This window comes from Micromonospora sp. NPDC001898 (genome assembly GCF_042891255.1).
Lineage (GTDB): Bacteria > Actinomycetota > Actinomycetes > Mycobacteriales > Micromonosporaceae > Micromonospora.
In genome coordinates this window covers 234,297-260,177 of the sequence record NZ_JBIATC010000004.1, presented here as the reverse complement: position 1 = coordinate 260,177, position 25,881 = coordinate 234,297, and the positions used below count along the sequence as shown (strand labels likewise).

At 70.8% G+C, this 25,881-nt stretch carries 23 protein-coding genes and 1 pseudogene; 15 read left to right on the top strand and 9 right to left on the bottom strand.

Annotation, left to right across the window (positions count from 1 at the left end):
• Positions 1-40 precede the first annotated feature (40 nt).
• On the bottom strand, positions 41-1,273 hold the full coding sequence (glgC, locus tag ACFYZF_RS11700; protein WP_387018700.1) for a glucose-1-phosphate adenylyltransferase: 1,233 nt from the start codon (positions 1,271-1,273) through the stop codon (positions 41-43).
• Between the two features lie 62 nt (positions 1,274-1,335).
• On the opposite strand from glgC, the gene glgA reads away from it, so the two are divergent.
• Positions 1,336-2,550, top strand: a complete 1,215-nt coding sequence (gene glgA, locus ACFYZF_RS11695) for a glycogen synthase (RefSeq protein WP_387018697.1) — start codon at positions 1,336-1,338, stop codon at positions 2,548-2,550.
• A 62-nt stretch (positions 2,551-2,612) separates the two neighbouring features.
• Complete coding sequence (locus ACFYZF_RS11690; protein ID WP_387018695.1) at positions 2,613-3,107, top strand: DUF3592 domain-containing protein; 495 nt, start codon at positions 2,613-2,615, stop codon at positions 3,105-3,107.
• Positions 3,108-3,120: 13 nt separating this feature from the next.
• Here the strand turns inward: ACFYZF_RS11690 and ACFYZF_RS11685 are convergent, their stop codons facing one another.
• Both ACFYZF_RS11685 and ACFYZF_RS11680 read right to left on the bottom strand, forming a co-directional pair.
• On the bottom strand, positions 3,121-4,272 hold the full coding sequence (locus tag ACFYZF_RS11685) for a helix-turn-helix domain-containing protein (protein WP_387018693.1): 1,152 nt from the start codon (positions 4,270-4,272) through the stop codon (positions 3,121-3,123).
• A 16-nt stretch (positions 4,273-4,288) separates the two neighbouring features.
• Positions 4,289-4,486, bottom strand: a complete 198-nt coding sequence (locus ACFYZF_RS11680; protein WP_387018690.1) for a hypothetical protein — start codon at positions 4,484-4,486, stop codon at positions 4,289-4,291.
• A gap of 201 nt (positions 4,487-4,687) precedes the next feature.
• Between ACFYZF_RS11680 and ACFYZF_RS11675 the strand changes: the two genes are divergently transcribed.
• From ACFYZF_RS11675 to ACFYZF_RS11665, 3 genes are all read left to right on the top strand, one after another.
• Positions 4,688-4,915: a winged helix-turn-helix domain-containing protein gene (locus ACFYZF_RS11675; protein WP_387018687.1), complete on the top strand. Its 228-nt coding sequence runs from the start codon at positions 4,688-4,690 to the stop codon at positions 4,913-4,915.
• A gap of 364 nt (positions 4,916-5,279) precedes the next feature.
• Positions 5,280-5,507, top strand: a complete 228-nt coding sequence (locus tag ACFYZF_RS11670) for a GntR family transcriptional regulator (protein ID WP_387018685.1) — start codon at positions 5,280-5,282, stop codon at positions 5,505-5,507.
• Between the two features lie 117 nt (positions 5,508-5,624).
• On the top strand, positions 5,625-5,852 hold the full coding sequence (locus ACFYZF_RS11665; RefSeq protein ID WP_387018682.1) for a winged helix-turn-helix domain-containing protein: 228 nt from the start codon (positions 5,625-5,627) through the stop codon (positions 5,850-5,852).
• A 115-nt stretch (positions 5,853-5,967) separates the two neighbouring features.
• On the opposite strand, the gene ACFYZF_RS11660 is transcribed toward ACFYZF_RS11665, so the two are convergent.
• The gene (locus ACFYZF_RS11660) at positions 5,968-6,579 is read right to left on the bottom strand and encodes a dihydrofolate reductase family protein (RefSeq protein ID WP_387018679.1); all 612 of its coding nucleotides are present in this window, start codon (positions 6,577-6,579) and stop codon (positions 5,968-5,970) included.
• 268 nt (positions 6,580-6,847) lie between these two features.
• Here ACFYZF_RS11660 and ACFYZF_RS11655 point away from each other — a divergent pair, with 268 nt between their 5' ends.
• Positions 6,848-7,696, top strand: coding sequence for an SDR family oxidoreductase (locus ACFYZF_RS11655; protein WP_387018676.1), 849 nt, complete (start codon positions 6,848-6,850; stop codon positions 7,694-7,696).
• Between the two features lie 163 nt (positions 7,697-7,859).
• On the opposite strand, the pseudogene ACFYZF_RS11650 reads toward ACFYZF_RS11655, so the two are convergent.
• A pseudogene (locus ACFYZF_RS11650) lies at positions 7,860-7,961 on the bottom strand (IS5/IS1182 family transposase); the annotation flags it as partial.
• A 426-nt stretch (positions 7,962-8,387) separates the two neighbouring features.
• Here ACFYZF_RS11650 and ACFYZF_RS11645 point away from each other — a divergent pair.
• Positions 8,388-8,594, top strand: a complete 207-nt coding sequence (locus tag ACFYZF_RS11645; protein ID WP_387019308.1) for a winged helix-turn-helix domain-containing protein — start codon at positions 8,388-8,390, stop codon at positions 8,592-8,594.
• Between the two features lie 286 nt (positions 8,595-8,880).
• Here ACFYZF_RS11645 and ACFYZF_RS11640 read toward each other — a convergent pair whose 3' ends face one another.
• Both ACFYZF_RS11640 and ACFYZF_RS11635 read right to left on the bottom strand, forming a co-directional pair.
• The gene (locus ACFYZF_RS11640) at positions 8,881-9,072 is read right to left on the bottom strand and encodes a hypothetical protein (protein ID WP_387018673.1); all 192 of its coding nucleotides are present in this window, start codon (positions 9,070-9,072) and stop codon (positions 8,881-8,883) included.
• A 42-nt stretch (positions 9,073-9,114) separates the two neighbouring features.
• The gene (locus tag ACFYZF_RS11635) at positions 9,115-12,030 is read right to left on the bottom strand and encodes an RHS repeat-associated core domain-containing protein (protein WP_387018671.1); all 2,916 of its coding nucleotides are present in this window, start codon (positions 12,028-12,030) and stop codon (positions 9,115-9,117) included.
• Between ACFYZF_RS11635 and ACFYZF_RS11630 the strand changes: the two genes are divergently transcribed.
• The 3 genes from ACFYZF_RS11630 to glgB all read left to right on the top strand — a co-directional run bounded on the left by ACFYZF_RS11630 (position 12,017) and on the right by glgB (position 17,196).
• Entirely contained in the window at positions 12,017-12,328 is a 312-nt protein-coding gene (locus ACFYZF_RS11630) for a hypothetical protein (RefSeq protein WP_387018668.1), read from the top strand. The two genes, ACFYZF_RS11635 and ACFYZF_RS11630, sit on opposite strands and share 14 nt — an antisense overlap.
• A gap of 684 nt (positions 12,329-13,012) precedes the next feature.
• On the top strand, positions 13,013-15,106 hold the full coding sequence (locus ACFYZF_RS11625; protein WP_387018666.1) for a maltotransferase domain-containing protein: 2,094 nt from the start codon (positions 13,013-13,015) through the stop codon (positions 15,104-15,106).
• On the top strand, positions 15,094-17,196 hold the full coding sequence (gene glgB / locus ACFYZF_RS11620; RefSeq protein WP_387018664.1) for a 1,4-alpha-glucan branching protein GlgB: 2,103 nt from the start codon (positions 15,094-15,096) through the stop codon (positions 17,194-17,196). Before ACFYZF_RS11625 ends, glgB begins: the two co-directional genes overlap by 13 nt.
• 532 nt (positions 17,197-17,728) lie before the next feature.
• On the opposite strand, the gene ACFYZF_RS11615 is transcribed toward glgB, so the two are convergent.
• Positions 17,729-19,753, bottom strand: a complete 2,025-nt coding sequence (locus ACFYZF_RS11615; protein ID WP_387018663.1) for a family 10 glycosylhydrolase — start codon at positions 19,751-19,753, stop codon at positions 17,729-17,731.
• A 238-nt stretch (positions 19,754-19,991) separates the two neighbouring features.
• Here ACFYZF_RS11615 and ACFYZF_RS11610 point away from each other — a divergent pair, with 238 nt between their 5' ends.
• The 3 genes from ACFYZF_RS11610 to ACFYZF_RS11600 are packed head-to-tail and all read left to right on the top strand — an operon-like array spanning position 19,992 to position 22,128.
• The gene (locus tag ACFYZF_RS11610; RefSeq protein WP_387018660.1) at positions 19,992-20,405 is read left to right on the top strand and encodes a DUF6069 family protein; all 414 of its coding nucleotides are present in this window, start codon (positions 19,992-19,994) and stop codon (positions 20,403-20,405) included.
• 26 nt (positions 20,406-20,431) lie between these two features.
• Positions 20,432-20,788 (top strand): YciI family protein, encoded by a 357-nt coding sequence (locus tag ACFYZF_RS11605; protein ID WP_387018658.1) that lies wholly within the window; start codon positions 20,432-20,434, stop codon positions 20,786-20,788.
• Between the two features lie 11 nt (positions 20,789-20,799).
• A complete protein-coding gene (locus tag ACFYZF_RS11600) occupies positions 20,800-22,128 on the top strand; it encodes an RNA polymerase sigma factor (RefSeq protein ID WP_387018655.1) in 1,329 nt (442 codons plus the stop codon).
• Between the two features lie 38 nt (positions 22,129-22,166).
• Here ACFYZF_RS11600 and ACFYZF_RS11595 read toward each other — a convergent pair whose 3' ends face one another.
• A complete protein-coding gene (locus ACFYZF_RS11595; protein ID WP_350888870.1) occupies positions 22,167-23,207 on the bottom strand; it encodes a phosphatase domain-containing protein in 1,041 nt (346 codons plus the stop codon).
• A 131-nt stretch (positions 23,208-23,338) separates the two neighbouring features.
• Between ACFYZF_RS11595 and ACFYZF_RS11590 the strand changes: the two genes are divergently transcribed.
• Both ACFYZF_RS11590 and yaaA read left to right on the top strand, forming a co-directional pair.
• Positions 23,339-24,952 carry a hypothetical protein gene (locus ACFYZF_RS11590; RefSeq protein WP_387018651.1) on the top strand — a complete coding sequence of 538 codons (1,614 nt, stop codon included), beginning with the start codon at positions 23,339-23,341 and terminating at the stop codon, positions 24,950-24,952.
• A gap of 68 nt (positions 24,953-25,020) precedes the next feature.
• Entirely contained in the window at positions 25,021-25,818 is a 798-nt protein-coding gene (yaaA, locus tag ACFYZF_RS11585) for a peroxide stress protein YaaA (protein ID WP_387018648.1), read from the top strand.
• Positions 25,819-25,881: the final 63 nt, after the last annotated feature.

Here is a 25,881-nt window from a genome sequence, read left to right as displayed (position 1 = left end):
CGCTGACTCTTTCCCGGAGACGGCCGGGGTCACACGTGACTCAGGGTTCGACCCGCTGACCCTTGCCGATCACCACGATGCCGTTGTCCGAGACGGTGTAGCGCTGCCGGTCCTTCTCCAGGTCGACACCGATCTCGGCCCCCTCGGGGACGACGACGTTCTTGTCCAGGATGGCGCGCCGGACCACGGCGTGTCGGCCGATCTCGACCCCCTCCATCAGCACCGCGCCGTCGACGTGCGCCCAGGAGTGCACCTTGACCTTCGGCGAGACGATCGAGTTCTCCACCAGGCCGCCGGAGATCACCGCGCCGGGCGAGACCATCGACGCCACGGCCCGGCCGACCCGCTCGCCCCACTGGTGGACGAACTTCGCCGGCGGGTACGGCGGCTGCTCGGTGTAGATGGGCCACTCGAAGTTGTAGAGGTTGAACACCGGGTGCACGTTGATCAGGTCCATGTGCGCGTCGTAGAACGAGTCGAGCGTCCCCACGTCCCGCCAGTAGCCGAGATCGCGGTCGGTGCTGCCGGGCACCTCGTTGTCGCGGAAGTCGTAGACGTTCGCCTCGCCCCGTTCGACCAGCATCGGGATGATGCTGCCGCCCATGTCGTGCTTGCTGGTCTTGTCCTCCGCGTCCCGCTCGACGGCCTCCAGGAGAACCTTCGTGGTGAACACGTAGTTGCCCATCGAGGCGTAGATCTGGTCCGGCGCGTCGGGCAGCCCGGCCGCGTCGGTGGGCTTCTCGCGGAACGCCCGGATGCGCCGGCCGTCCTCGCCGACCTCGATCACGCCGAACTGGTCGGCCGTCGACAGCGGCTGGCGGATGCCCGCGACCGTCACCCCCGCGCCCGAGGCGATGTGGTTGTCCACCATCTGCCGGGGGTCCATCCGGTAGATGTGGTCGGCGCCGAAGACGATCACGTAGTCCGGCTGCTCGTCGTGGACCAGGTTGAAGCTCTGGTAGATGGCGTCGGCCGACCCGGCGAACCACCACGGCCCGCGCCGCTGCTGCGCCGGCACCGGCGTGACGTAGTTGCCGAGCAGGGTCGACATCCGCCACGTCTTGGTGATGTGCCGGTCCAGCGAGTGGGACTTGTACTGGGTCAGCACAACGATCTTGAGGAAGCCGGCGTTGGCGAGATTGGACAGGACGAAGTCGACCATGCGGTACATCCCGCCGAACGGAACGGCCGGTTTGGCCCGGTCCGTGGTGAGCGGCATAAGGCGCTTGCCTTCCCCACCGGCCAGGACGATCGCGAGCACCTTGTCAGCCATGAACAGACGCTAACCACCCGCGTGCCACTTCACCACTCGGACGGCTGCACTAGGGTGCGGGCATGACCGACTCCTCCCCGGCCACCGGAACACTCCGCGTCGATCTGCTCACCCGCGAGTACCCGCCGGAGGTGTACGGCGGCGCCGGGGTGCACGTCGAGTACCTCGCCCGGGAGCTGCGCGGACTCGCCGACGTGCGGGTGCACTGCTTCGGCGCGCCGCGCACCGAGCCGGGCGTCACCGCGTACGCCGAGCCGGCCGGCCTGGCCGGCGCGAACGCCGCGCTGCGCACCATGGGCGTCGACCTGGAGATGGCCGCCGGCTGCGCCGGGGCGGACGTGGTGCACAGCCACACCTGGTACGCCAACCTCGCCGGGCACACCGCGAAGCTGCTGCACGGCGTCCCGCACGTGGTCACCGCGCACAGCCTGGAGCCGCTGCGGCCGTGGAAGGCCGAGCAACTCGGCGGCGGCTACGCGCTGTCCTCCTGGTGCGAGCGCACGGCGTACGAGTCGGCCGACGCGATCGTCGCGGTGAGCGCGGGGATGCGCGCGGACGTGCTGGCGGCGTACCCGACGGTGGACCCGGACCGGGTGCGGGTGGTCCACAACGGCATCGACACCGTCCAGTACGCCCCGGACACCGGCACCGACGTGATGGACCGGCTCGGCATCGACCCGACCCGCCCGAGCGTCGTGTACGTGGGGCGGATCACCCGGCAGAAGGGGCTGCCCTACCTGCTGCGGGCGGCCCGCGAGTTGCCGGCCGACACCCAGCTCGTGCTGCTCGCCGGGGCCCCCGACACCCCCGACATCGCCGCCGAGGTGGAGGGCCTGGTGGCCGAGCTGCGGGCCAACCGGTCCGGGGTGGTCTGGGTGGCCGAGATGCTGCCCAAGCCCGAGGTGATCCAGGTGCTCACCCACGCCACGGTCTTCGCCTGCCCCTCGGTCTACGAGCCGATGGGCATCGTCAACCTGGAGGCGATGGCCTGCGAGACCGCAGTGGTGGCCACCGCCACCGGCGGCATCCCCGAGGTCGTCGCCGACGGCGAGACCGGGCTGCTCGTACCCATCGAGCAGGCCACCGACGGCTCCGGCCGCCCGCTGGACCCGGACCGTTTCGTGGCCGATTTGGCGGCGGCGATCAACACCCTGCTCGCCGACCCGGCACGCACCGCGGAGTTCGGCCGGGCCGGGCGGCGTCGCGCCGTCGCGCACTTCTCCTGGGACGCCATCGCCGCCCGCACCCTCGACCTCTACCGCTCGCTGTTGGGGTGAGGCAGCAAGCCCCTCTTGCCGACGGCCGGCAGGATGGCGGCGTGGGTCGGCGAAGAAGACGTGTGCCAAACCGGCTGCGCAGCCGTTGGCTGCCCGGGTACTGGCTGCGCCACCCCCTGCTCAGCCTCGTGGTCCTGCTGCTCGGATCCGTGGCGTTCCTGCTGCTCGGAATCGACTCGGCATACCGCACGCACCGGTTGAACACGTACGGCGTGCGCGCCTCGGCGACGGTGCTGGAAGTGCACGGCCTTCAGCGGGACTCGTACGTGGTGGCCGCGTTCACCACCGCCGACGGCCACCACCACGTCACGCAGATCACCGACTACTACTGGAATCCACGGCCTCGGGTGGGCGATGCGGCCACCGTGCTCTACGACCCCGCCTCGCCCGACGCGATCGTGCGCGACGTGCGCATCGGCGACGACTACCTCACGGCGTGGGTTGGCGTCGGCCTGGTTGTGGCGTTGGGATCGGGCGGTGGCGTGTTCCTGTGGCGCACCTGGTCGATGTGGCGCGAGAACGCCGAGGACTGGCGGTCCGGGTGCCACTTCGCCTGACGGCAGGCTGGGATCAGGTGACGTGCAGGGTGGCGGCGAGCCGGACCAGGCCGGACGGGGCGGCGACGGACCGTGCCACGACGGCCACGAGGTCCCGTACCGGTGGCCGGTCGTGCACCTCGCCGTGGGCGGTGCGTTCCGCGTCGAGCAGCGCCCGGCCCGCCCGGAGCATGTCGCCCGTCTGCGCGTACGTGCGGGCAGCGTCGACGAGGTACGCGGCCCGGTGCTCGGGCGGCAGCCACCGCCACTCGTCGCCGGCTGTCAGCCGCTCGTGCCGTGCCGTCGCCGCCGCGACGTCCCCGAGGGCGGACTCGACCACCACCCGCGCGGCCTCGACCGCCGCCCGGCCGAAGCCCTCGTCCGCAACTCCCTCGGCCCGGTCGAGCAACTCCCGGGCGACGCTCTCGTTGCCCCGGCCGGCGGCGGCGAGGGCGGCCTGGAGCAGCAGCGTCCCGCGCAGTGACGGGTCGCCCGAGGGAGCGTCAACGGTCCGGGGCGGCGTGATGCGGTACGCGGCGACGACGGCGGCCTGCATCGCGGGCTGTCGCCGGCCGCCGTACCGGAGGGCCTGGGCCAGCGGCACGGTGGCGACGGCGACCGCCCACGGGTCGTGCGTGGCCACGGCGGCGGCCATCCCCCGGTCGGCGGCCAGCCAGGCCAGCTCCCCCTGGTCGACCTTCACGAGCACCAGGGCGACCAGTCCGTACACGTCGATCAGTGCGTCGTCGGCCGCCCGGCCGGGGCGGGCGGCCCGCGCCGCACGGGTGGCGTCGAGCAGGCCGGGCAGCCGGGCGAGCAGCTCCGGGTACCGGGCGTGCCGGTAGGTCAGCTCCGCGTGGTCGAGGCGGGCGCGCAACTCCGCGACGTCGGGCGGCAGGGTCGCAGCCTCGACGTGGTACCGGGCCAGGGCGGCCCGCACCCCCTCCAGCCCGGCGGCTGCCGGGTCCGGCTGCCCGGGGTGCTCCGCCAGCAGGACCTCCAGGTCGATGCGGAGCGCCTCGGCGATCTCCCGCAGGTTGGAGACCCGTTCCAGCCGGCGCACCCCGCGCTCGACCTTGTCCACCCAGCTCTTCGACTTGCCGAGGCGATCGGCGAACTGCTGCTGCGTCATGTTCCGCCGCAACCGCCACTGGGCGACCCGCCGGCCCACCGGCAGCTCGTTCACCGCCGGCCCGTCCCGCTCACCCGAAGACCCCGAGCAGGAGCAGCACGAGTACGGCCAGCGCGACCGTGAGGCCGTAGGCGTACTGCCGCCGGGTGAGGGTCGCGCGGTCCGGGCGGGGCGGGCAGGGCACCCGATCTCCGTCGGGCTGCGGCGGCGGGGCACCCGCAACCGGGTACGCCGCCGGCAACGGCCCGTCATGCGGACGCTCGTGCATCTCTGCCTCCTCAGGGTTGCAGGGGCGGAGGGCGGGGTGGCGGGAGGAGCCACCCCGCCCGGGGCAGAGGCGCTCCGCTGCTGACGAGAGGACCTCCTACATCGCAACCTAGAGTGCAGTGAGTGCAGAGTCAACACAACATTCACAGCATGTCGTGTCGGGTGGCATGCTCAATGGGCTGACGAGAGGCGGCCCATTGCCATGCCCAGACAACCCGTGTACGAGCAGGTCATCACCGATGTGATCGCATCAATACAGTCTGGGGCACTGCGCCCCGGAGCAAAGTTGCCGTCCATCGCGGAGCTATGCGAGCAGTACAGGGCCAGCGCAACGCCGATCAGGCTGGCCCTACGGATCCTGGACGAGCGGGGCTGGATCGAGGTCCACCAGGGCAAGGGATCTTTCGTGGCCCCGAACCCGCCCGCCTAGATCCGATCCGGGCTGACTGCTGATTGCTGGGCCGCTCCGCCAACCGCCGGGCCAAAGCCGGTCGCCGAGCTGGGCACCGCCTGGCCGTCGCAGGCCCCGGGGGAATGCCCCCGCCTACCGACGTCATCACCCCCCTGTCGGTCGACCTCCGCCGGGTCGACCCACCCTCTTGCGGCCCCTATGGAGCTGCCCCGTTTGTGCTATCGAGGAAGCGGGAGCATAGACGGGGCAGCTCCATAGGGGCCGAAGGGCATGTCCTCACCAGGAAGCTCACGAATCGTGGCTCCTCGGATTTGCGGGGTCGCGGGAAGCCGGGCGATGAGGTGGCGTGGTCGAATCGGGCTGCCGAACGCAGACAGCACCCATGACCATCCCGATGGGCTACCGGAAGATCGCCGCCGACCTGCACGCCCGCATCCAACAGGGCGAGTACCCACCGGAGACGAGGCTGCCCACGTACGCCGAACTGGCCCAGCTCTACTCCGCGAGTGTCACCACCGTCCAGCGGGCGGTGATGCTGCTCCAGGCCCAGGGCATCATCGTCGGCGTGCAGGGCGCCGGCCTCTTCGTCGCGGCGGCACCGCCCGCCTAGACCGGCTCAACAACATCGTCCCCGCCGATGCCCGCTGTCCAGCCAACACATCGGCACGGGGCCACGCCGCGTGGCGCTCGGTGCGATTCTGGCCAGGCTGACGAGAGGTGGTCGACCATGCCGCGCAAGCCTGTGTACGAACAGCTCATCGATGATGTCACCGCGTCGATCCGAAGCGGCACACTCAGGCCCGGCGACAAGCTACCGACGACCGCCGAACTCGCCCGCCAGTACAGTTCGTCCGACAACCCGATCAAGCGGGCCCTCTGGATTCTCGACGAGCGGGGCTGGATCGAGGTGCACCAAGGCACGGGCTCGTTCGTGGCACCGGAACCGCCCGCCTGAGGCCCGCCGCAGGCTGCCCATGATCGTCTGCGGGTCACGGACAACTCTGCCGGCGTGTCGTGCCGGTTATCAGCAGACGATCATGGCGGGACGCTCAAGCGCGAGGGCGTGGCGGCTACCCAGCGGGCACCTGGTCCTTGATGTCGTCGTAGCCGACCTGCGCGGGTGCGGCGGTCGGCGAGTAGTTCACGCGGATCACGCCCGTCGGGAACGCCTCCGTCGCCACCACCCTCAGGTGGTACGGCACGTCACCGTCGTCGAACAGCTTGCGTCCCTTACGCGCCGCCACCGGATGCACCAGCAGCCGCAGCTCGTCGACCAGCTCTGCGGCGAGCAGTTGCTGCACCACGGAGATCGACCCGGGGATGACGATGCCCCTGATGCCGGTGTCGGCCTTGAGGACGGTGACGGCGTCGACGAGATCGCCCTGGATCAGCTCGGAGTTCCGCCAGGAGAACTCCAGCGGCTGGCGCGAGACGACCACCTTGCGCGTGTCTCCGAGCTGCTTGGCGAACGCCGCGTCGTCCCCGCCCGCAGCCTCGCGGTCGGGCCAGGCTCCGGCGAAGCTGTCGTAGGTCTCGCGGCCGATGAGCAGCACGTCGGCGGTGTCATAGTCCTCGCCGACGGCGCGGCCCATGTTCTCGTCGAAGTACGGCAGGTGCCAGTCGGGGTCGATCTCGGCTACCCCGTCGGCCGAGATGAACAGCGTGGAGACAACCTTGGCCATCACCATGATCCTTTCGAGTATGTCAGCAGTGACAGGTGTGCCGGACGCGGTCGAAGCGCCCCGCGAGCAGATCGTCGCGGTGGACGGTCCAGCCGTACCACGTCCGGGTACGACGTGGCCGCATCCTCGCGCACCCGTCCGACAGTCTCGCCGGCCGGCGTCACGCCGCAGGCCGGCTTTCGGGCCGAAGCGACCAACACGCGCCAGCATCCGGCGAGACTGAACTGGCCGGGCTCGACCGGCTGCCGGCGGACGGGAAGGAACCGACATGGGTACGTACGCGGTGACGGGCGCCGCCTCGGGCATGGGCAGGGCGACAGCCGAGCGGCTGCGCCGTGACGGGCACACCGTCGTCGGCGTGGACCTGCGGGACGTCGAGGTCATCGCCGACCTGTCCACGCCGACGGGGCGCGCGGCGGCGGCGGCCGAGGTGCTGGAGCGCGTCGGCGGCCGGCTCGACGGCGCGGTCTGCGCGGCCGGACTCGGCGGCATCCCCGGGCGGGACCGCATCGTGCAGCAGGTCAATTTCTTCGGCGTCGTGGATCTGCTCGAGGCGTGGCGGCCCGTGCTGGCCGCAGCCGGCAACAGCAAGGTCGTGGTGTTCGGCTCGAACTCCGTCACGCTCACCCCGATGGTGCCGGAGGGCGCCGTGCGGGCCCTGCTCGCCCGGAACCCCGACAGGGCCATGCGCGTATTGCGGCGCTTCGGCAAGCGCTCGGCGCCCTTCGCGTACGCCAGCTCGAAGATGGCGGTGACGCGGTGGGCGCGGCGCAGCGCGATCTCGCCGCAGTGGGCCGGCGCCGGCATCCGGGTCAACGTCCTCGCCCCCGGCATCATCGCCACCCCGCTGCTCGACGAGCAGATCGCCCGGGGCGAGAAGGAGTCGGTCGAGCAGTTGGCCGTGCCGATCGGCGGACGCGGCAAGCCGGCGGACGTCGGCGAATGGGTGGCGTTCATGCTGTCGCCGGCCGCCGACTTCCTCTGCGGCTCGGTGATCTTCCTGGACGGCGGCTCCGACGCCTACTTCCGCACCGACGACTGGCCCGCCTCCACCGGCCCGGCCGGAGTGATCCGCTACCTGCGGCGGGCCAAGGCCTGGCGGGCCACCCGGCACTGACCCGGCCGACGGCGAACACGCCTGAAGCAACCGGGTCCTCGTCGTGGGGTGAGGGCCCGGTCGCCGAACCGCGGACGAACCTGGCAACGGCCGGATGCAAATCTGGGACCGGGATGCGGTCGAGGCATGGATCAGGGCGAACCGGCCGCACCAGCACGCCGGACGGCGTGCGCACGCTACCCCGGGCCCCCTGGTATCCCTTGTCGGCGAAAGTCATTATTTCTGCGCTGGGCAGAGTATCGATGATGCCGTGAGCACGAACAGCGGTCAGATGGTACACAAAAAGGCTCGTGGCCTGACCTTCCGACTGCGGGAGATTGTTCAAGGGGTGCGGTTGACGCTCGAAAACTGCGACCGACCTTCGCACCCATTCTACTTGCCGGAAGATCGGCTAACTACACCAGCGGCGATCACTAGTTACCCCCACCTTCAATCACCCTCTGCGTTTACTAATGACGAAAAATGTTGCTATTGCTAGCCCTACAAGAATTCCTGCGGCAATGCTCAGCCACAGCTTCCCATTTCCACCTACGTCGTCACCTAGCCAGGACGAGGCGAGCATGGCTCCGAGGGCGGGTAGCAGAAGGACCAATGCATACCAGCGGCTAATCGGCGGCTTGGCCATATCCCTCCTAGCGTTCGTCACTGGTTGCCCAACCAAGTCTCAACGACCTTACCCACGCAGCCCGTGATGAAGGCACTCGGAGGGCTGACGAGAGGTGGCATTGCCATGCCGAGACAACCCCTGTACGACCGAGTCATCACCGACGTAGTGGCGTCGATTCAATCGGGGACACTCCAGCCTGGCGACAAGCTGCCGTCCATCGCCGAACTGTGCAAGCAGTACAACGCCAGCCCGACGCCGATCAAGCTGGCCCTCAGGATCCTCGATGAGTGAGGCTGGATCGAGGTGCACCACGGCAAGGGCTCTTTCGCGGCACCAAACCCACCTGCTTAGAAATCGGGCTGCTGCGGGCACGAGTTGACCTGGATGTGCTGCGCAACGGTGAGCACCGGTTAATCCCATACCGATCACCAAACCCTCCGTATCAGCGCGTGCTCGCTGATACGGAGGGCGGTGAATCATTCCAGGCTAGGCTAGGCTAGGCCACGCCGCAGGCTATGGGCAGGAGCCCAATATGACACAAGCCGAAACCGGGCCCAGGCTTCCGTATAGGCGCAATTCAGATCTTCCCGCTCGGACCCGGCGACTTCTTGGACATCGCGGTAGCGGCAAGACCAACTGCGAACAGCGCGGGGAGTCCGGCAACGATTCCCATCCACAAAGGATTGCCAGTAATGAGGCAGTAAATTAAGGCTGCGGGAATCCATGCCACGGCAATCCCCAGCACAATTTTAGCGGTTTGGTTGCTCATATACTCTCCTCGCTGGATGGGCGTTGCAGTTAGTAGCGGATCCTAGTAGCCATCCGCTTCTGATTCCGTCTCGACGTAGGCACCTGCGGCCACGCCGAGCGTGAAGCACCCGGCAGTACCGACGGCTCCCACGCCTCCAGTCGCCGCAGTAATCAACATCGTGCACGAGCCGCCGATCGCACCTGTAGTGATACCTCCCATGAACTTAGCCCAAAAGGCACGTCCGGTCGGATCGAGGTAGTTGACTGGATTGCCACCGGCATAGGCGTAGCGGTTGCCGTGTTCAGGGTTGCCGATGAAGCTGAGGTTGTCCTGTTGGGTGAAGCGGCCCTGTTGGGGGTTGTACCAGCGCTGGCCGAACTTGGTGAGGCCGGTGGCCTGGTCGTAGGTGCCGCCGGTGTAGCGGATGAGGCTGCTGGTGCCGAGGTTGGTTTCGTCGGTGGTGGTGGCGTTGCCGTAGGGGTCGTACTTGTAGGTGGCGGCTTGGGTGCCGTTGGCCTTGACGGCGGCGACGGGGGTGCCGAGTCCGTCGAGGACGAAGGCGGTGTCGGTGGTGCCGATGCGCAGGCCGAGGGGGGTGCCGATGGCGTCGCGTTCGACGTAGACGGTGGTGCCGCTGGCGGTCCAGGACTGGAGCCAGGGCATGCCGTGTTGGTCTTCGTAGCCGTGCTGGAGGGTGGTGGTGCCGGCACGGGTGAGTTCGACCTGGTCGGTGCCGGCGTAGGCGTAGGTGCCGGTGTTGGCGGCGGTCATCTGGTTGGCGCCGTTGTAGGTCATGGGGTTGACGGTGGGGCTGCTGGCGCGGGTCTGGTTGCCGCGGTTGTCGTAGGTGTTGTAGGTGGTGGTGATCTGGTTGGCGGTGTTGTAGGTCAGGGTCTGGGTGGTGGTGCCGTCGACCTTGACGCTGGTGCGGTTGCCGTTGCTGTTGTAGGCGTACTCGTAGGTCTTGCTGTTGTAGTTGGTGGCCTTGGTCAGCCGGTTGGCCTGGTCGTAGGTGAACTGGCTGATCGCGCTGGACACCTCGTCTTTCTGCCACTGGCGCAGGCCGGTGTCGTCGGCGGTGGCGGTGGAGCAGGGCTGCCCGGAGGTGTACTCGGCGTAGCAGTAGGTGACGTCGAAGACCGTTGCCGGGGCGGCCGAGTTGCGGGTGGCGGTGATGCGGGTGGGCCGGTCGGACTTGTCGTAGACCGTCTTGACACGCAGGGCGTAGACGCTGTTGGTCGCGTCGGTGGCGAACCAGGTGTTGAGGCGGTTGCCGTCCTTGTCGTAGGAGTAGTTGTAGCGGGTGGCGCTGGCGGTGTCGGTGCGGACCAGCCAGTTACGGGTGTTGTAGTAGTGCGTGGTGGTGCCGCGGCCGTCGGTCAGCTCGGTGAGGTTGCCGGCGAGGTCGTGCTCGTAGACGAACGCGGCGGTGCCGGGGTTGGTGCGCTTGTGCAGGCGGTTGAGCTGGTCGTGCTCCCAGGTGGTGACGCCGGTGGAGTCGGTACGGCTGACCAGGTTGCCGGCGCGGCCGTACTCGAAGGTCACGTCCGACAGGGTCCCGCAGCCGGAGTAGCTGGTCTTCTGGACCCGGTCGTCCTTGCTCCACTCGTTCGTGGTGGTGCACCCGCCCTGGGTGACGGTGGCGATCCGGCCGAGGACGTCGTAGGTGAACGTCTTGACCGCCAGGCCGTTGCCGGTGGGCGGGGTCAGCGTGGTGATCTGCTTGTCGCTGTCGTAGGTGTAGGTGGTGGGGTTGCCGGTGTTCGCCGGGTCGGTGGAGGACTTGACGGTGCCGTTGGTGTTGTAGTCGACGTCGGCCTTGGCGGCCAGGGCGTCGGCGGTGGAGGTGCGGTTACCGGCCCCGTTGTAGGTGTAGGTGGAGGAGTTGCTCTGGGTGTCGATCGACGAGGACGGCTGGAAGTTCGCCGTCGGGTTCGTCGAGGTCGCCGCGTTGGCGTACGCCGCCGAGGCGCTGGCCCCGGACGGCGAGGCCGACTTCGTCAGCGACGACCCGGCGTTGGCGCCGTAGGTGTTGGTGACGGTGCCGCCCTCGGGGCTGACGTCGGTGGCGACGTCGCTGAACGGGGTGTAGGTCTTGGAGCGTTCGTTGCCGGCGGGGTCGGTGGTCTTGGTGACCCGCTTGTCGCTGTTGAGGTCGTAGGTGGTGTGCGGCACCGACGCCACCGGCTGCGACAGGTCCTGCCGGGGATCGGCGACCTTGGTCTGCGACGAGGTGGGGTAGGCGAACCGGGTCGTCGCGCCCTGACCGGTGGCGTTGTTGGTGACCTGGGTGAACGAGGTGACCCGGTGCTGACCGTCGTAGGTGACGGTGCTGTAGGTGTCGTCCTTGGTCCAGATCTTCACCAGGTCACCGGCGGTGTCGTACTCGAACGCCCACCGCCGCGACGAGGACGGGGTCTGGATGGCCGTGAGCCGGTTGTTGGTGTCGTACTCGTAGGTCACCTCCCGCAGCACGTCGTATCCGTCGCTCTGCTGGTACTTCGTCAGCCGGCCGCTGGCAAAGGTGGCGGTCGCCTTACGGGCGTACGCGCCACCCCGGTCCGACGTCACCTGGGTGAGTTGCCCGCCGCTGTAGACGTAGTCGGTGACGTTGTCGTTGCGGTCCTCGGTCTTGTCCAGCAGACCGTCGGAGGTGAAGAACAACTCCTTGCCGCTGTTGTGCTCCGTCAGCTTCCACCCCGTGCCGTTGTGCGCGAGGGTGGCCTTGAACTCCCCGGGCGAGGTGTAGGCAGAACCGGAGGCGGTGAACTTGCCCACCACCCCGTCGGCGGCCGCGTAGGTCACCGAACCGTCGTCGGCCGGGTACAGCTTCACGTCCTGCCCGGAGCGGGTCCGCCACCCCGCACCGTGCGCCCCGACCGCCAGGTCGCTGCCCAGCATCAGGCTGTTGAACGCCGCACCGAGCGTCACGTTCCCCGCGATCCCCGGCAGCGTCAGGTCGGTGCTGAGCAGCATCAGGTTCCCGGACCCGACGTTGACCTTCGCCTCGAGGCGGTCGGTCAGCGAGAACGACACCTGCGTGCCGCTGCGCACCGGCCCGGTGCCCTTCGGCACCGACGGCGCCGCCCCCGCGGCCGACACCGGCAGCGCCGCACGCGGACTGTCGAACAACCACACCTTCGACGACGACCGCGGCGACACCTGCGGCGCCGATGCCGTCTCCTTCGCCGCCGCAGGCGCGGCGGACACGGCCGGCGGAACCGCCAGCACCGACGCGGCCAGCAACGCGGACGCCACCCCTACAGCCGTATGACGTTGGACCATGGACACTCCTGACAATGGATAGACCGGCGGACCTGTTTCCACCGGAAATTGGACACACCTCACCGCACTCGGCACGACACAAAGCCGAACCGGCGCAGGCTGAAACGGCACCCCGGATATGCGGGCGCCAAGAAAGTAATGAAAGAGAATTGTCTCGGAAGGTTGGTGCGCGGTCAGTCGCCGGCGCGCGGCTGGCAAGCAACCGCCTCACACGTCGGCCCGACCTCCGCCAGAGATTCCAGATCCCGATTCACGCGGGACGCCGCCTCCGCGAACAACGGAACAAGTCACGCCGCGACCGTCAGCCCGCAGGAGAGCACAACAATGCGCATCGTCGACACTGCGAGCTGGATAGATTTCGACTTTCGTCCTGACTCATGTATCCCCCGTATATGCAGCTGATTGCCATCCATCAATCATTGCCTTGGCCCAAGCTATCCGCCGGCCAGGCGGCAGGTCAATGACGATTACAAACAGAAAGGATCAAAGCCGCACAGGCGCACAAATCAGAGCCAGCCAGTAGCGCTGCGTGATCACGCTCGGTGCCCGAACCGGAGCTGCGGGTATCCGTCATCGCCCCTCGGATGCTTCCAGTGCAGGCCGGGTGAGCCGGGGCGGGTGCCGGTGGCCGCTTGGCCGCGCGCGTGACGATCTCGCACAGTAGGTTGGCGGAGTGACTGGACGGTTCCCGATCGAAGACGTCTCCCCCGTCGTCTCCTGCGGTCGCTACCCGGCCAAGGCGGTGGTCGGCGAGGCGGTGCCCGTGTCGGCCCGCGCCTACCGGGAGGGGCACGACGCGCTGGGCTGCAACGTGGTCTGGCTCGGCCCCGACGGCAAGGCCCGGCCGTTCACCCGGATGCGCCCCGGCGAGCCCGGCCAGGACCGCTGGCACGCCACCATCCGCCCCGACGCCGTCGGCGCGTGGGCCTTCGCCGTCGAGGCGTTCCAGGATCCGTACCTGACCTGGCAGAACGCGGTCACCAAGAAGGTCGCCGCCGGCCAGGGCCCGGCGGAGCTGGCCAACGACCTGGCCGAGGGCGCGCGGGTGCTGACCGCGGCCGTGGACCTCGTGCCGGCCGGCGACGCCGACCGGGTGACGGCGGCGGTGGCGGCGCTGCGCGACGAACGGCTGGACCTGCCCCGGCGGGTCGCCCCGGCCCTCGACCTGGCCGACCTGCTCTGGGCGCATCCGGTGCGCGAGCTGGTCACCACCGGCGAGGAGCACCGGCTCTGGGTGGACCGCCCCCGGGCGCTGTTCTCCGCCTGGTACGAGTTCTTCCCCCGCTCGGAGGGGGCGGTCCCGGCCACGGTCGACGCCCCGGCCCGCTCCGGCACGTTCGTCACGGCGAGGGACCGGCTGCCCGGGGTGGCGGCGATGGGCTTCGACGTGCTCTACCTACCGCCGATCCACCCGATCGGCCGGGTCAACCGCAAGGGCCCCAACAACACGCTCACCGCCGGCCCCGACGACGTGGGCTCGCCGTGGGCGATCGGCGCGGCCGAGGGCGGCCACGACGCCATCCACCCCGACCTGGGTACGCCGGCGGACTTCCGCGACTTCGTCGCCGCAGCCACCGAGCAGGGCCTGGAGGTGGCGCTGGACCTGGCGTTGCAGTGCGCCCCCGACCACCCGTGGGTGACCGAGCACCCGGAGTGGTTCACCACCCGGGCCGACGGCAGCATCGCGTACGCGGAGAACCCGCCGAAGAAGTACCAGGACATCTACCCGGTGAACTTCGACAACGACCCGGAGGGCATCCGGGCGGAGATCCTGCGGGTGGTGCTGCACTGGATCGGCGAGGGGATCCGGATCTTCCGGGTGGACAACCCGCACACCAAGCCGTTGGATTTCTGGCACTGGCTGATCCCCGAGGTCAAGAAGGTCGAACCGGACGTGCTGTTCCTCGCCGAGGCGTTCACCCGGCCGGCGATCATGCACGGGCTCGGCAAGATCGGCTTCACCCAGTCGTACACGTACTTCACCTGGCGCACGACGCCGGCCGAGATGCGGGAGTACTGCGAGGAGCTGGTCGCCTCGGCCGACCACATGCGGCCGAACTTCTGGCCGAACACCCCGGACATCCTGCACGAGACGTTGCAGCACGGCGGGCCGCCGATGTTCAAGATCAGGGCGGTGCTGGCCGCGCTGCTCTCCCCCTCCTGGGGCATGTACGCCGGCTTCGAGCTGTTCGAGCACACCGCCCGCCCCGGCGCGGAGGAGTACCTGGACAACGAGAAGTTCGAGCTGCGCCCCCGGGACTGGGCGGACGCGCAGGCGCAGGGGCGCTCGCTGGCCCCGTTCGTCGCCACCCTCAACCGGGTCCGGCGCGACAACCCGGCCCTGCACCGGCTGCGCAACCTGGTCTTCCACGACATCGACAACCCGGCGCTGCTGTGCTGGTCCAAACACGACCCGGACACCGGCAACGCGGTGATCGTGGTCTGCTCGTTCGACTCGCAGGCCGTGCAGTGGGGCAACACCACCCTCGACATGCCGGCGCTGGGGCTCGACTGGCACGAGCGGTTCACCGTGCACGACGAGCTGACCGGCGCCAGCTACGACTGGGGGCAGCACAACGCGGTACGGCTCGACCCGTACCTGCAACCCGCGCACGTGTTCACGGTGCGCCGGCCGGTCCCGCCACCGGTGGAACCGGCCGCGCCGGCCGCGCCCGACCTGACCGTGCAGGACGTGCCCTCCGAACTCTCCGGGGGCACCGCCCCCACCGCTGCGGCTGACAAGGACGACGCACGATGGACGAGCTGATCGCCGGCGTGGCGCACGACCCGCACGCCGTGCTCGGCGCGCACCCCGCCGACGGGCGCACCACCGTCCGCACCCTGCGCCGGGGCGCCCAGGCGGTGAGCGTGCTCGTCGGCGACGAGCGGCACCCGGCGACCCGGGTGCACGACGCGGGCGTCTTCGAGGCCGTCGTGGCGGGTGAGGTGCTCGACTACCGGGTCGAGGTCGACGGCGCGGTGCACGACGACCCGTACCGTCACCCGCCCACCCTCGGCGAGCTGGACCTGCACCTGATCGGCGAGGGGCGGCACGAGCGGCTGTGGGAGGCCCTCGGGGCCCGGGTCCGCGACGGGGGCGTGGCGTTCGCCGTGTGGGCGCCCAACGCGCGCGGCGTGCGGGTGATCGGCGACTTCACCGGCTGGGGCCCCGACGACGGCTGGCCGATGCGTTCCCTCGGCTCCAGCGGGGTGTGGGAGATCTTCGTCCCCGACGCGCCCGAGGGGGCCCGGTACAAGTACCGGGTGCTGGGCGCCGACGGGCACTGGCGGGACAAGGCCGACCCCCTGGCCGCGTACGCGGAGGTGCCGCCGGCCACCGCGTCGGTGGTGCACCGCTCGACGTACGAGTGGCACGACGCCGACTGGCTGGCGCGACGCGCGCGGCGGCAGCCGCACCAGGAGCCGATGAGCGTGTACGAGGTGCACCTCGGCTCGTGGCGGCCCGGCCTCGACTACCGGGAGTTGGCCGAGCAGCTCACCGCGTACGTCACCGAGCTGGGCTTCACCCACGTGGAGTTCATGCCGGTGATGGAGCACCCGTTCGGCGGATCCTGGGGCTACCAGGTGACCGGCTACTACGCGCCGACGTCCCGGTTCGGCGACCCCGACGACTTCCGGCACCTCGTCGACGCCCTGCACGCCGCCGGGATCGGGGTGCTCCTGGACTGGGTGCCGGCGCACTTCCCCAAGGACGAGTGGGCCCTGGGCCGGTTCGACGGCACCCCGCTGTACGAGCACCCCGACCCGCGCCGCGGCGAGCACCCCGACTGGGGCACGTACGTGTTCGACTTCGGCCGCCGCGAGGTGCGCAACTTCCTGGTCGCCAACGCGCTGTACTGGTGCGACGAGTTCCACGTCGACGGGCTGCGGGTCGACGCCGTCGCCTCGATGCTCTACCTGGACTACTCCCGCCCCGAGGGGCAGTGGCTGCCCAACGAGCACGGCGGCCGGGAGAACCTGGAGGCGATCGCCCTGATGCAGGAGGTCAACGCCACCGTCTACAAGCACCACGCCGGGGTGGTGATGATCGCCGAGGAGTCCACCTCCTGGCCGGGGGTGACCCGGCCGACCGCCGACGGCGGGCTCGGCTTCGGGTTCAAGTGGAACATGGGCTGGATGCACGACACCCTGCTCTACACCTCGAAGGACCCGATTCACCGGCAGCACCACCACCATCAGCTCACCTTCTCCCTCGCGTACGCCTGGAGCGAGAACTTCGTGCTGCCGATCAGCCATGACGAGGTGGTGCACGGCAAGGGCTCGCTCGCCGCCAAGATGCCCGGGGATGCCTGGCAGCGGCTGGCCAACGTGCGGGTGCTGCTGGCGTACATGTGGGCGCACCCGGGCAAGCAGCTCCTCTTCATGGGCTGCGAGCTGGGCGACGACCGTGAGTGGAGCGAGGAACGCGGCCTCGACTGGTACCTGCTGCACGACCCGGCGCGGGCCGGCGTGCAGCGCCTCGTCGGCGACCTGAACCGGGTCTACCGGGACACCCCGGCGCTGTGGGCGCAGGACACCGTACCGGCCGGTTTCCGCTGGATCGCCGGCGACGACGTCACCCACAACACGGTGGCGTTCATCCGGATCGCCCCCGACGGCGCGACCCTGGTCTGTGTGGCGAACTTCTCCGCCCTGCCGCTGGAGGACTACCGGATCGGGCTGCCCGCCGCCGGCACGTGGACGGAGGTGCTCAACACCGACGCCCACCACTACGGCGGGTCGGGGGTGGGCAACCTGGGCGAGGTGCACGCGCAGGACGTGCCCTGGCACGGCCTGCCGGCATCTGTGGCACTACGGGTGCCACCGCTCGGCGCGCTCTGGCTGCGCCGCGACTGAGCCGAGCGTCAGTCGGGATTCGCCCCACCGCCGGCTTCCGCCGATTCCACCCTGTCGCCGCGGCGTGACGCGCCAATCCGTGAGCTGATCGCGTATGGCGGTGCAGGGCGTCCGGTCATCATCGTTCGCTGACCGGTGAGACGACGCGCGGGGCGAATTCCCCGCATCGGCGCTGATGTCGACGCAGGCTTCGACGTCGTCGCCGATCTGCCGGGGGCACCTGCAAGCGCCTCCTTTGCTCTGCTGCCCCCGGTGCAACACGCGCGGAGCGCGACGCTTCCTGCCGTTCGTCTGTGTCGGCCTACGACGTGAAGCGGCTGCGCGGTGCTGGTGTTGCAGTGACGGCAGCAGAGCAAAGGGACGAGCAGGCGTGACCCGTCTGGCATTCCGGCGCCTGGACGCCAGGCCCGTAGTAGTGCCTCGTCAGGTCGGCCTAGGCGGGTGAGCCGTCACGGCCGTAGGCACCCGGAAGGGCACCTACGGCCGAACAGACCGGTACGGCTTTGACCGTACGAGAAGTTTCTCCGTCGGCTCAGAGGCGGGTGATCCGGACGGCGTCGGCGACGACGTACCCCGTCGTGCTGGTCCAGCGGCTGACCCCGACGACCTGGCGCGTCCCCGCGGCGAGGTCGTAGGTCCCCAGCACCCGCCACTGCCCGCCGCCGGTGCGCTGGTCGACCTTGGTCGTCACGGTCCCGTTCGCCGTCGCCACCAGGTGCGGCGTGGCGCTGTTGTAGCCGGCGTCGGACGGGTACCAGACCTCGACCCGGTACGAGCCGGCGGCGGGCAGCGTCGCGGTGAACCAGGCCGGGTCGCTGACCGCCTGCGGCTCGGCGAACCGGTAGTTGGCGCCGTACCGGGTGGTGAAGTACGACGACGTGCCCCAGGTGGCCGCGGCGGTGAAGCCGCCGGCGGTGGCGTTGTCCACGATCACGCTGAACGTGCCGCCGGTGCCGGTGACCACCCGCGCGTTGCTGGCCGGGCTCTCGTGGTGCAGCCGGTCCAGGCCGGTCACCAGGTAGCGGTACGTCGAGCCGGGCGAGGCGGTGGCGTCGACAAACGTGCCGGTGGTGCCCGAGGCGCGGACCGCGCCGAGCAGGTTACGGGCGTCGGCCAGGTCGCAGGGGTCGACCGTGCCGTCGCCGGGCAGCCGGTACACCGCGTACTCGGCGGTGCTGCCGGTGGCGCCGCGCTGCCAGGTCAGGGTCACGCCGCCGGTGCCGCGCACGGCCGAGGTGAGGCTCGGCGCGGCGGGCGCGGTGCCACCCACGCCAGCGGGCGCCAGCGCCGGGCGGCGGTAGTGGTCGGTCGCCACCCGGGAGACGGCGCCGATCCGGTCCGCGCGGACGTCCTTGGCGCTGAAGTGGATGTCGCCGGCGACCCGGGGGTAGGCGCGGTTGAGCGTGAGGTGGTCGGTCAGCTCGGCCGGGTCCTGCCAGGCCGCGTCCTGCCCCGTCGCCCCGGCGCGGTAGGTGGCCTGCCCGACGAGGAGCTGCACGTCGGTGCCGGTGACGGTCTCCGACCACCAGCGGACCAACTCCGCGTAGTCGGCCGAGGGGTGGCCGATGTGCCAGTAGATCTGCGGGGCGATGTAGTCGATCCAGCCCTGCTTAACCCAGCGGCGGGTGTCGGCGTAGATCGCGTCGTACGACTGGAGGCCGGTGGTGCGCGAGCCGAGCGGGTCGGTGCCGGCGTTGCGCCAGATGCCGAACGGGCTGACGCCGAGCTTCACCCACGGCTTGACCGCCCGGATCCGATCATGCATCTCCTGGACCAGCAGGTTGACGTTGTTACGCCGCCAGTCGGCGATGTTGCTGAAGCCGGCGCCGTACTGGGCGAAGGTGGCCTGGTCGGGGAAGCCACCCCCGCTGCCCGGGTACGGGTAGAAGTAGTCGTCCCAGTGCACGGCGTCGAGGTCGTAGCGACGGACGGCGTCCATCATGGCGTCCTGCACGAAGGCGCGGACGGCGGGGATGCCGGGGTTGTAGTAGAGCTGGCCGTTGTAGGCGACGGCCCAGCCCGGGTTCTTGCGGGCCGGGTGGCTGGCCGTCAGCTTGGTCAGGTCGGTGTGGTTGGCGACCCGGTACGGGTTGAACCAGGCGTGGAACTCCAGGTTGCGGGCGTGCGCCTCGGCCACCATGAAGGCCAGCGGGTCGTAGCCGGGGTTGCCGCCCTGGGTGCCGGTGAGCCAGTGCGACCAGGGCTCGTAGGTCGACGGCCAGAACGCGTCGGCGGTGGGGCGGATCTGCACGACGACGGCGTTCATCCGCCGCTGCTGGGCCAGGTCGAGCCAGCCCCGGTACTCCGCCTGCTGGGCGGCCGGGGTGAGCCCGGTGCGGCTGGGCCAGTCGATGTTGGCCACGCTGGCGATCCACATGCCCCGGAACTGCCGTTTCGGGGTGGCCGGATCGGTCACGCAGGCTGCCTGGGCGGTGACCGGCACGAGGTCCGGCTCGGAGGGCGGGGAGGCGAGGGCGCCCGTGGGGGCGGCCACACCGAGCGTCAGCGCCACCGTCAGCGCCGCGCCGGTAAGGAATCGACCATAGTCTCTGCGCACGAAAATATATTCAACGTAGTCGAGCTATTTCGCAAGTATCCTTCACGGCTGTCACCGGCTGGGGTCACTCCGGCACCCTCCGGTGAGGACCGAAAGCCGCCCGCCCGCCGCGACCGACCTCTCGGAACGGCCGGCTGGAAAAGGGTTCGCCGGGCTTGTCGATTGCGGCAGGGTGAGTTCGTAGCCATGGTGAGAGACCGGCGCAGGGCCGGATTCCACGGCATCGGAGGCACCGAAATTGACCACCACTCGCACTGCCGCCCCGCGCGCCACCACCGGAGCGCGCTCGATGCTCGTCGCTGGTGTCGCCGCCACGGCCGTGGCCAGCCTCGCCACCACGCTCGTTGCCGCTGCGGGACACGCGGCCGGGATCAGCCTCGACATCTCGGGGGCTCCCATCCCGGTGGTTGGGTTCGCCTCGCTGACCGCGATCTTCTCGCTGGTCGGCCTGGTGCTCGCCGCAGTACTGCGCCGTTTCGCCCGGCGTCCGCGCAGCACGTTCGTCCGCACCACCGTGGTACTCACCGTGCTGTCGCTTGTGCCCGACGTCATCGCGGACGCCACGGCCGGCACCAAGGTGCTACTGATCCTGACGCATCTGGTTGCCGCGGCGATCGTCATCCCCGTCGTCGCGCGACGACTGCCCGCCTGACACCTGCTACTGATCAGGAGCCCACCATGAAGCAGTACCTGCTCGCCGTGCACCACGCCTACGACGCGCCGCCACTGTCCGATGACGAGATGCAGACGGCGTTCGCCCAGGTCGACCAGGTCAACACCGAACTGCGCAGCGCCAACCTCTGGGTCTTCGGGGGTGGCCTGCTACCGCCGGATAGTGCCACCGTCGTGCGGGTCGAGGGCGGGAACACCACCATGACCGACGGGCCGTTCGCCGAGACCAAGGAACAGCTCGGCGGGTTCTGGGTGATTCGCTGCGCCGATCTCGACGAGGCGCTCGCCTGGGCCGAGAAGTGCTCGCGGGCGTGCATGGGGCCGGTCGAGGTGCGGCCCTTCGAGGACGAGCCGGAAGGTTGATGCTGGGCGACATGGATCTGGAAAGCATCTACCGGGCGGAGTACGGCCGCTGCGTGGCCACGCTGGCCCGCCTCCTCGGCGACGTCAGCCTCGCCGAGGAGGCCGTGCAGGACGCGTTCGCGGTGGCCCTGCAGAAGTGGGGGGTGCCGCCGCCCAATCCCGGGGCATGGATCGTGACCACCGCCCGCAACCGGGCCATCGACCGGCTGCGGCGGGAATCCACGCGTGAGGCCCGCCATGCCCAGGCAGTGCTGCTACGCCAACCCGACGAACCCAAGGAGGTGGGACCGGTGCGCGACGACCAGCTGCGGCTGATCTTCACCTGCTGTCACCCGGCACTCGCACCGCTGGCGCAGACAGCGCTCACCTTGCGGTTGCTGGGTGGGCTCGAGGTGCCGGAGATCGCACGGGCCCACCTCGTACCCGAGGCAACGATCGCGCAGCGCATCGTGCGCGCCAAGAAGAAGATCCGCGACGCCGCCATTCCCTACCGGGTGCCGAACGCCGGCGAGCTGCCCGCCCGGCTTCCACCGGTGCTGACCGTGTTGTACCTGATCTTCAACGAGGGCTACACCTCGACGGCCGGCGCGCTGGTGCGCACCGACCTGTGCCAGGAGGCCGTCCGCCTGGCCAGGGAGCTCGCCGACTTGATGCCCGACGAGCCCGAGGTTCTCGGGCTGCTCGCGCTGCTGGTCCTCGTCGAGGCTCGCCGCCCGGCCCGGGTGGGCCCCGCCGGCGAGCTGGTGACCCTCGCCGAGCAGGACCGGTCGCTCTGGAACCGGGAGCAGATCGCCGAAGGACACGCCCTGGTCCGCCGCTGCCTGCGCCGCAACCGGCCCGGCCCTTACCAGATCCAGGCCGCCATCAACGCCGTGCACACCGACGGGCCCGCCACCGACTGGGCCCAGGTGCTGGCGCTCTACGACCAGCTGTTCGCCCACAGCCCGACGCCGGTCGTCGCGCTCAACCGGGCGGTCGCCGTCGCCGAGGTGCACGGCCCGGCAATGGCGCTGGCCAGCCTCGATGGGATCGACCTACCGGGCTATCACCTGCTTCCCGCGGCGCGGGCCGACCTGCTGGCCCGGCTCGGCCGGACCACCGAGGCCCGCGCCGCGTACGACGAAGCGATCACCCTGGCTGGCAATGACACCGAGCGGACGTTCCTACGAGATCGCCGCTCTCACCTGCATGACGGGCTGCGTCAGCGACCTAGCGCCCCCGCCCGGCTCCACGCGTCCGACAACTGTCCTCCGACAGCCTTCGCAGCTCGCTCTGCACCGCTAGGGCCCCGTTTACCAGGAACTTCAAACCGGCAGGCCGAAGGCTTGTCTGACCTGTAACAGCCCCACCGCCGGGCCGGCGCCCGGCCGTCAGGGGATCAGACCAGATCGGCCTCGCGCAGCAGCTTCCACAGCCCTGCGCCGTCGGGGGCGGAGAGCCACTTCTGCCCCACCGGCCCGGACGACGAACTGCCGGACGGGGTGGGCAGGCTGCCGGCCAGCACCGACTGGGTGGGCGAGAGGCGGCGGATGGCCACCCCGGCCACGTTGTCCGGGTGCCCCGCGGCGAACTCCCGGTAGATCTCCGGGTCGTGCTGGCCGTCGTCGCCGATCAGCAGCCAGCGCACGTCGGGGAACTCGCGGGACAGCCGGGCCAGGGTGGCGCGCTTGTGCTCCCGGCCGCTGCGGAACCACCGGTCGGCCGTCGGCCCCCAGTCGGTGAGCAGCAGCGGCCCGGCCGGATAGAGGTGCCGGGACAGGAACCGGGTCAGGGTCGGCGCGACGTTCCACGCGCCGGTGGACAGGTAGAATACCGGGGCCCCGGGGTGGGCGGTGACCAGCCGCTCGTAGAGCACCGCCATGCCGGGCACCGCGTTGCGGGCGTGCTCGTCGAGCACGAAGGTGTTCCACGCGGCGAGCAACGGCCGGGGCAGCGCCGTCACCATGACCGTGTCGTCGATGTCGGACAGGATGCCGAAGCGGACGTTCGGGTCGAGGACGCGGATCAGCGCCTCCACCGGCTCGGCGTCGGCGACGCTCAGCCGCACCGACGACCAGCCGGGCGTCAGGTCGGCCTCGACCACGGTGTCGACGAAGCCGCTGCGGTCGGCCTTAGCCTCGTGCTTCACCCCGCCGGCCTCGATGGTGACCGTCACGTGCTTCGCGGGCAGGGTGGTGAAGCTGCGCCAGCCGCGCACCTTGTCCAGCCGCTGCCCGGACCGGGTGTCGGGGCGGCCGAGCAGCACCCGGCACAGCACCCGCGCCCAGCCCGGGGCGCCGTATCCGGCGTACGCGATGATGTTGGGCTGCCACCCGGTTCGCCGCAGCCGGCGTTCCACCAGGTTGTGTAGGGCGTCCTCGATCCGCGCGGCCCGGTGCAGGTTCGGTAGGGCAAGTTCGCCCGCGGTTGTGGGTGGCACGCTGCAACCCTGCCACACGCCGGCGGGGACGGCCACGCGAGGCGGGGACGAGGGGGTTCTCCCCGATCGGCCCCGGTCCGGACCTCGTGCGTGACAGAATCCGGTCGGGGCGGCGACGGGGGCGGTTGGTCGTGTCGACACGTGTGCAGCACCGCGGGCGGTGGCGCCCGTCCGACCGGCCGGCGCTGGTGGCGCTGTTGCTCGGGCTGGCCGGGTTCGGCTACCGGCTGGCGCTGACGCTGCTCACCCTGCCCGGGTCGAACAGCGACGAGGCGACCTTCGGCCTGGCCGCACTGCATATCGCCGCCGGCCGGGAGCAGCCGATCTTCCTGTACGGGCAGCGCTACATGGGCACGCTGGAGGCGTACCTGGCGGCGCCGCTGGTCGCCGTCGCCGGGCCGAGCTGGCCGGTGCTGCGGCTGCCGATGCTGGCGCTCTGGGCGATCTTCGTGTGGCTGATGTACCGGCTGACCCGCCGGATCTGCTCGCCGTGGTGCGCCGTGCTGGTGGTGGGCCTGCTCGCGCTCGGCCCGGAGCGGGTGGTGCGCGACCAGTTGACCGTGGTGGGCGGCCGGCCCGAGGTGAAACCGGCGGTGGCGCTGGTGCTGTTGATCGCACTGGGGCTGGCCGACCGGCGGATCGGGGCCCGGCGGCTGGCGGCCGGGGCGGCCGGCCTGCTCGCCGGGGTGGCCGTCTGGTCGGACTGGCTGATCGTGCCGTACCTGGCGGTGGCCGGCCTGCTGTTGGCCTGGGTGCTCCGCCGGGAGCTGCTGGGCTGGGCGGGGGCGCTGCTGGTGGCCGGATTCGCCGTCGGGGCGGCGCCGCTGATCGCCGACAACCTGCGCGCGCCGCCCGGGCAGGACTCGCTGTCGGTCCTGCGTCGGATCAGCACCGCCGCCGGACCGGCGCCGCCGCTGGCCGACCGACTGCGCGGCGGGCTGCTGGAGGGGGTGCCGCTGGCCACCGGGCTGTGCCCGGTCGACGGCTGCGCCCGCTGGCAGCAGTGGTTCGGCCTGCTCTACCCGGTGCTGCTGGCGGGCGCCGCGGTCCTCGCGCTGGTCGCGTACCGGCGGGCCGCCGGCCGGACGGCCGCCGACCGGGTCGGGCCGGCCACGCAGCTCGCCCTGGTCGCGGGTGCCGTCCTCACCCTGGCGGCGTACGTCCGCAGCCCGCTGGCCGCCACCGACCCGATGAGCAACGCCCGTTACCTGTCGGTGCTCCAGCTCTCGCTGCCGGTGGCGTTGTGGCCGCTGTGGCTGGCGGCGAGGGGCGTCTGGCGGGGCACGACGGGGGTCGTCGGGCGGCTGGCCGGCGCGTCGGCCACCGCCGCGCTGGCCGGGCTGGCCGCCACCGCGCTGGTCGCCACCGGCCTGTTCGTGGCCGGCGCCGGCGGGCTGCGGGCGGAGGAGCGGCAGGTACGGGAGCTGGCCGACACGGTCCGCCGGGCCGGGCTGCGCACGGTGTACGCCGAGTACTGGACCTGCAACCGGCTGGTCTTCAACACCGCCGAGGCGGTGGTCTGCGGGGTGCTCGACGGGAACCTGACACCGGGACAGAACCGGTACCGGCCGTACTGGCAGCAGGTGGGGCGGGCCGACCGCCCCGGGTACGTACTGGCGGCCGGCGGCCCCGCCGACCGGCGGCTGCGGGAGCTGCTCGGGGCGGGGGCCGCCCCGGCCCTGATCGCCGAGGTCGGCCGCTATCGCGTGTACCACCCGGAGACGGCCGTGCGGCCGTGGCGCTGACCGGCGGGCCGTACGCTGGCCGGACCGCCACGCGCCGGCGCGTCGCCGCACCGAGGAGTCGTACCGAGATGCTCATCCTGTTGCCGCCCTCGGAGGGGAAGGCCGACGCCGGCACCGGCCGGCGGCTGGACCCGACCCGGCTGTCCCTGCCCGAGCTGGCCCCGGCCCGCGCGGAGGTGCTGGCGGCACTGGTCGGCCTCTGCGCCGCGCCGGACGAGGCGGCGGCCCTGGACGCGCTGGGGCTGACCCCGGGGCTGGCCGGCGAGCTGCGCCGCAACGCCCGGCTGGAGCGGGCGGCCACCGCCCCGGCGGGCCGGATCTACACCGGCGTGCTCTACGAGGCCCTCGACCTGGCGACGCTGCCCCCCGCGGCGCAGCGGGCGGCCCGCCGGTCGGTGCTGGTCAGCTCAGGCCTGTGGGGGGCGGTGCGGCTCGCCGACCGCATCCCGCCGTACCGCTGCCCGATCGGGGCGCGGCTGCCCGGGGTGGGGGCGCTGTCGGCGTACTGGCGGCGGGAGCTGGCCCCGGCGATGGTGGCGGCGGCCGGCGGCGGCGCGGTGCTGGACCTGCGCTCGGGCGCGTACGCGACGACCTGGACGCCGGGCGGCGAGTTGGCCGGGCGGACGGTGACGGTGCGGGTGCTGCACGAGCGGAACACCCCCGACGGGCCGGTCCGGTCGGTGGTCAGCCACTTCAACAAGGCGACCAAGGGGCGGCTGGTGCGCGACCTGCTCACCGCGGGTGCCCGCCCGCGCCGCGCCGGCGAGTTGGTGACCGCGCTCCGGGACCTGAAGTACACCGTCCTGGAACAGCCGGTGACCGCCGGACGGCCCCGGGCGGTGGACGTCGTGGTGACCCAGTTGTGACGGATCGCGCACAGATGGGCGTCAACGACAGCGACTGTCGCAAGATTTCCTCAAGGCTCGCGG

Coding starts and splice junctions, on each gene's coding strand:
- ACFYZF_RS11665 (WP_387018682.1), top strand. CDS start 5,625: ATGCCGCGCAAGCCTGTGTACGAACAGCTCATCGATGATGTCACCGCG.
- ACFYZF_RS11635 (WP_387018671.1), bottom strand. CDS start 12,030: ATGCTGCTCAGCACCGACCTGACGCTGCCGGGGATCGCGGGGAACGTG.
- glgC (WP_387018700.1), bottom strand. CDS start 1,273: ATGGCTGACAAGGTGCTCGCGATCGTCCTGGCCGGTGGGGAAGGCAAG.
- ACFYZF_RS11645 (WP_387019308.1), top strand. CDS start 8,388: ATGAAGGCACTCGGAGGGCTGACGAGAGGTGGCATTGCCATGCCGAGA.
- ACFYZF_RS11675 (WP_387018687.1), top strand. CDS start 4,688: ATGCCCAGACAACCCGTGTACGAGCAGGTCATCACCGATGTGATCGCA.
- ACFYZF_RS11660 (WP_387018679.1), bottom strand. CDS start 6,579: ATGGCCAAGGTTGTCTCCACGCTGTTCATCTCGGCCGACGGGGTAGCC.
- glgB (WP_387018664.1), top strand. CDS start 15,094: ATGGACGAGCTGATCGCCGGCGTGGCGCACGACCCGCACGCCGTGCTC.
- ACFYZF_RS11600 (WP_387018655.1), top strand. CDS start 20,800: ATGGATCTGGAAAGCATCTACCGGGCGGAGTACGGCCGCTGCGTGGCC.
- yaaA (WP_387018648.1), top strand. CDS start 25,021: ATGCTCATCCTGTTGCCGCCCTCGGAGGGGAAGGCCGACGCCGGCACC.
- ACFYZF_RS11655 (WP_387018676.1), top strand. CDS start 6,848: ATGGGTACGTACGCGGTGACGGGCGCCGCCTCGGGCATGGGCAGGGCG.
- ACFYZF_RS11670 (WP_387018685.1), top strand. CDS start 5,280: ATGACCATCCCGATGGGCTACCGGAAGATCGCCGCCGACCTGCACGCC.
- ACFYZF_RS11640 (WP_387018673.1), bottom strand. CDS start 9,072: ATGAGCAACCAAACCGCTAAAATTGTGCTGGGGATTGCCGTGGCATGG.
- ACFYZF_RS11680 (WP_387018690.1), bottom strand. CDS start 4,486: ATGCACGAGCGTCCGCATGACGGGCCGTTGCCGGCGGCGTACCCGGTT.
- glgA (WP_387018697.1), top strand. CDS start 1,336: ATGACCGACTCCTCCCCGGCCACCGGAACACTCCGCGTCGATCTGCTC.
- ACFYZF_RS11605 (WP_387018658.1), top strand. CDS start 20,432: ATGAAGCAGTACCTGCTCGCCGTGCACCACGCCTACGACGCGCCGCCA.